Annotated in this window: 5 protein-coding genes and 1 pseudogene; 5 read left to right on the top strand and 1 reads right to left on the bottom strand. The window is 45.0% G+C overall.

Annotation, left to right across the window (positions count from 1 at the left end; all coding sequences use genetic code 11):
- Positions 1–482 precede the first annotated feature (482 nt).
- Positions 483–1,241, bottom strand: coding sequence for a SagB/ThcOx family dehydrogenase (locus BG32_RS09900; protein WP_006486678.1), 759 nt, complete (start codon positions 1,239–1,241; stop codon positions 483–485).
- 487 nt (positions 1,242–1,728) lie between these two features.
- On the opposite strand from BG32_RS09900, the gene BG32_RS09895 reads away from it, so the two are divergent.
- From BG32_RS09895 to BG32_RS16590, 5 genes and pseudogenes are all read left to right on the top strand, one after another.
- Positions 1,729–1,935 carry a hypothetical protein gene (locus tag BG32_RS09895; protein ID WP_006486677.1) on the top strand — a complete coding sequence of 69 codons (207 nt, stop codon included), beginning with the start codon at positions 1,729–1,731 and terminating at the stop codon, positions 1,933–1,935.
- A gap of 1,049 nt (positions 1,936–2,984) precedes the next feature.
- On the top strand, positions 2,985–4,022 hold the full coding sequence (locus BG32_RS09890; protein ID WP_006486672.1) for a hypothetical protein: 1,038 nt from the start codon (positions 2,985–2,987) through the stop codon (positions 4,020–4,022).
- Positions 4,023–4,035: 13 nt separating this feature from the next.
- A complete protein-coding gene (locus tag BG32_RS09885; RefSeq protein WP_006486670.1) occupies positions 4,036–4,392 on the top strand; it encodes a GntR family transcriptional regulator in 357 nt (118 codons plus the stop codon).
- Positions 4,385–4,672 carry a hypothetical protein gene (locus BG32_RS16595; protein WP_259459665.1) on the top strand — a complete coding sequence of 96 codons (288 nt, stop codon included), beginning with the start codon at positions 4,385–4,387 and terminating at the stop codon, positions 4,670–4,672. Before BG32_RS09885 ends, BG32_RS16595 begins: the two co-directional genes overlap by 8 nt.
- An 8-nt stretch (positions 4,673–4,680) precedes the next feature.
- Positions 4,681–4,939 (top strand): annotated as a pseudogene (locus BG32_RS16590) (hypothetical protein); the annotation flags it as partial.

Genomic DNA, 4,939 nt, shown 5'->3' with positions numbered 1-4,939 from the left:
ATCATCCCCAAATGGAAGCCAGGAGACTGACTTCTTTCTCTGTTCTGCTGGTAATGACACGGAGATTCTAGAGCGAATCTTTACAAGACCATCGCCCGTGAAGGAAATTCAGAGCATCGAACGTTTCATATCTCATCATGTTCATCTTTCCTGCCAGAGCATCAATGTTGATGAAAATAGAACGGTCTGCCGAAGTTAATTCCATTATCTTTGACAACAATGCCCGCATAATTCCTTCCTTTTCGGGTTTGTTCTCTTCTTCTACTTCTAGAATACCTTTGCGTGTATTTCCATGCATTTTGAAGGGCTTTATATCATAGAGTTCTTCTCGCCGAGGACTTGCACGATCTCATTTAGTTCACCTGGGTAACGGTCTGACTCCCTAACTACTTATTCTACTGGAAAATACCTCTCCTCTCTTCCAAACACTTTTCTGGATATACTTTCTAGAACCAGCTTTTCTGGTTGAGAGATACTCAAAATCAATACTTCTTTGGTTTTCCTACTGGAGCCATGTATATTGCGAATTCGTCATAACCATCCAAACCGATTAACTCGTCTGTCTTTGTCTGATCGTAAGCGGCAATAGCACATGTCCCTAAATTGAGTGCCTCGCACGCCAGGTAGAGGTTTTGACAGACGTGACCTGCATCCAGGAGAATCGGCTTATATGAAGTCAAGTCGTATCTCCACTCTGTTCTGTAAGGAATGACGGACCAAACAAAGGTGACTGCACACTGGCCGACAAACTTCTGACCGAAAGCGGCTTCTGCCACTTCTTTCGCGAAATCTCCTTCCTTTAGGAGGATTAGCGAATGTGACAGAGCTACGTAGCGATATAAACCTTTCTTGAGACCCTTAACAAGTCTGACGAAAAGGTAAGTTTCAAAGGGGTGACGAGCGCCTGCTGAGGGGACCGTCCTCAGTGTCGCATAGTTGTTTCTCAGAACACCCTTGACTCCCTGTGTGGACCAGAGAAGAAATGAAAGCGACTCAAGAGAGATCTTATCATCTGAGAATATTCTCCTGCTTTCTCTGGAAAAGATGATTTCCCTCAAGTCTTTCATATGGAGGTTAACAACGTTCGGGTCGGGCAGTTTGATTAGTTCATATCCCTCCGAGCTTTTTTCCAGTGGAGGCTGAGGTTTTCCTTCCATTTGATCTGTTTTCTTTAGCTGGCTATTCGCTTCTTCCCAGACCTTATTGCCCAAGAAGGCTCTTCCTTCCTTTCTATCAATCATGCAACCCTCCCCTTCCTCAGCTATATAAATAAGTTTAGCATAACAAAGAATAGCAGATTCAGAAGAAATTAGAGGAATCTCGAAAACGTGATTCTGATAAGAAATCGTGGACGCAAAACTGGCAAGAACATTTCGAGAAGAGCCTCGAATCAACTGTCAACGGTCCACCGTCCTCCTATAAGAGCATATTTGGTCGAAAGACGAAAGGCGCCGAATATCATCGGCGGTCGCAATGCCGCCTGCGGCGGGATGCAAGGCTGGCTTTGCCAGGTCGCAATGCCCGCTTCGCGGGGAAGATCTGCGTAGCCAGTCTGCTTCGCAGGCCAGTCACCTTCGGTGGCCAGTCTCGTCTTCGGCGAGGCCAGTTCGGACTACGTAGGGTAAATAACCGGTCTCCGCTGATCATTACTGATTACAACGTTTCCCGGCGATGCTAACACTTTTGTGACAGGATGCTCAAAAGAAATGAAAGTCAGAGAATTCGATCGTGTGCAGTGCGAGAAAGAATGACTATGTTAAATGGCTCTTCGGTTATTCTGAAAGCAACACATGCCGTCGTTCTGACAATGCTCCTGGTCAGAATCCCGGTCTTTTGCACGAAAGGGCGATTCTTTCCAGCGATCAGTGGATCTTCGTTCTTAAGGGGATAGCTGTTCTTAGTCGCGAGATCCCGTACAGGAGCTCTACGGGATGACAACTAATGGTTATTGTGAAAAGGCCTGATTCCGTCATTCCGACAAAGCTCCTAGTCAGAATCTCTGTCCAAAAGCCGTTCCCGCTTAGGAGCAAGAACCCGCTGAACGCTGATGAAAAACGTTAGCCAGTCAACGGTACGCCCTCCTCCGTTGAGAGGATCAAAACCAGATCCCGAAACAAGTTCGGGATGACAAAGGGAGGTAGGACTGAGAAGTCATTAATGCAATAATAGCGATGGTTATTTCGAAAACGTCTAAATTCGTCATGCAGCGGAAATGGTGCACCAACTTTTGAAAAATAACGTTCCTTTCGACCTTTCACTCTCATAATTTTCCTAATTCTATACTTGACAACTTAGATTATCTGAACTTGTTTCAGCATCTGAACTTGTTTCAGCATCCAGCTCATATTTATTCTTCGGAGAACGGAGAACCGTTCAACGGCGAACCGGTTTCACTTGGCTCTTTCCAACGCCCTACTTGCTATTGCAAACCACGTTATAATCGAAAACCGAGATTCCGAAACAAGTTCGGGATGACAAAGGGAGGTAGGACTGAGAAGTCATTAATGCAATAATAGCGATGGTTATTTCGAAAACGTCTAAATTCGTCATGCAGCGGAAATGGTGCACCAACTTTTGAAAAATAACGTTCCTTTCGACCTTTCACTCTCATAATTTTCCTAATTCTATACTTGACAACTTAGATTATCTGAACTTGTTTCAGCATCCAGCTCCTATTTATTCTTCGGAGAACGGAGAACCGTTCAACGGCGAACGAGTTCCGTTGCTCTTTCCTACCACGTACCCGCTACCCCCAACCCCGGTCTAACAACTCACAACTTGGGACTGATCCTTTGCTCTTTCAAACCCCCAACCTCCGACCCCGAAGCACGATTTTCCGGAACGAATCTATATAACTCCATGCTGATTCAAAGTTAGTGAATTAGAGCAAAAGTCGAAGGGAAATTTCCAAAAGTAGCACTTGACAATGTAGATGACCAGTGTTCTAATGGAATAGAACACTATATGATTAAGGAGGTGTGCAGGTGAATAAAAAGTATCCTTCGATTACTAAGCTAATATTGGCAGGAGTGCTAGGCCTTTTGGCTTTGCTGATTCCTTTCACAGCGGGCAAGATACTCCTTGCTATTGCTGGAATTGTTGTAGTTGCGTTAAGCCTGAAGAAGTTCAAATGGCTGCTCATAACTCTCGGTATTCTGTTCCTTGTTATTCCGATAGTAGCCTTGGGTGTAATAAATGGGATCGGATCGAATTGCCTCAACTGGCCTCTCGGGTTCATAGATGACCCGTCGATTCTTCAGTGGTTTAACTGGATCGAAAACGATGGTTACGAATACTATGGCAATAACGAAGGCGGCTACAACAGGAAAGGCTCAGATCATAAGACTTATATGCCTGATCAGTATGTGGATGGAGCAAAGGAAATCGTTTTTTCTGGACTTGGTTTCGAGATTAGCTTCGATGAAAACTCAGATAAGATCCACATCCCATCGAAGCTCGAAATCAACAGATATGGAGAAAGATTGCAGATCTCGATGCCCAATGATATGAAAAACTCAACTGCCCAAATTACTATTGGAACGCTTTCAGAACTCGATAGATTGGAGTTTAGAACGGTTTTCTTGAGGCTGAACGACAAGGTGAATGTTGCGAAGATGGAAATTCAGACTATCTCAGGAGAGATCAGGGGAGAAATCATGGCGAGCAAGATGATTTCGATTGAGGGAACATCTCTCTCAATAACTGGAAGCCTAAAAGCTCCAGAAATCATTATTGAGAATGTACCTTCGCTGTCCTTCATGGGAAGTGTAGAGGCAGAAAAGTTTACCGTGCAGAACGGGGTAGCACTGGCCTTTTCTATGGATGCGTCGAAAATCGAGAATCTTTCGATACATGGAACGGTGGTGAACGGGAGGATAAAATTCAGCGATTCGTGGACCGGAAGCAGACGGGTGAACGTTTCGGGAATAGGCGGGTCGCTCAATCTATTGATGCCCACCGGGAGTGGTGGCTTTGAACTTATTACCTCTGGTAGGGTGAGCGTCGTTACTGAGAAGTATTGAAAGAAGTGATGTCATGTTTGGAAAAATCGATAAACACGATGGTGTTCCGGCCTATATACAGATTATGAACATAGTTAAGAGGGAGATAATGCTCGGACGTCTAGAAAACGGAGACCAATTGCCCCCGGTTAGGGAGATGGCCGCGATGTTCGGAGTGAATATGAACACCGTAATCAGATCACTCGAAAGGCTGCAGTTCGAAGGGTTAGTGGAGGCAGAACATGGGGTAGGCTATTTTGTGAAGACGGCACATTCGATAAACAGAGAAGTAATGAAGACGATATCTGAAACCGTAGGGGAATTGAAGAAAAACGGAATAGATCTGCAAATGGCTAAGGTTTTGCTTGAGGAGGTATGGAAGAATGACTGAAAAGATTGAAGCTTATTTTATGAAAGAGTTCAGTGAGAAGGCAGGAAGGATTGCTGTCTTTTCCCTTGGATTGCTGATTCCCTTCTATCCGGTGAGAATGATATTCCTCTTTCTATTGGCAACGAGTCTTCTCCCATCAGATATTCAGCATAAGAGGCTTGGGTCGCTGCTGGCGCTTCCGTACTCGCGCCAGGAGTTGTTCTGGATATCATATCTCTTTCTCATTGCGTTGAGCGTTGTTACACAGGTGATTGGAATGGCGTTATTCGGCGCTAGCTAATCTCATCGATGAATATTTACTGGCTTTCAATGGTGATCGGTTCCATAAGTTTTTCTACTGCCTATTTTGCCGTTTCAATGATAAGCGTAACGGCCGGTCTGGACAACTTTGGTATTCCATTCCTCGTGCTGATTGCCGATTTAATAGCTGGGGGTGTCGGAAACAGGTTCAGCAATCCGTACTTCTATGCCAGCCCGGCCCACCAGGGTAACGTTTGGATCAGTGGGGCCGTATCACTAGCTGTCTTGCTGGTTGCAAACTATCTAT

It is taken from the genome of Mesotoga sp. HF07.pep.5.2.highcov (assembly GCF_003666285.1).
Taxonomy (GTDB): Bacteria; Thermotogota; Thermotogae; order Petrotogales; family Kosmotogaceae; genus Mesotoga; species Mesotoga prima.
The sequence above is the reverse complement of the archived record's forward strand: the minus strand, read 5'-3'. Positions and strand labels throughout refer to the sequence as shown.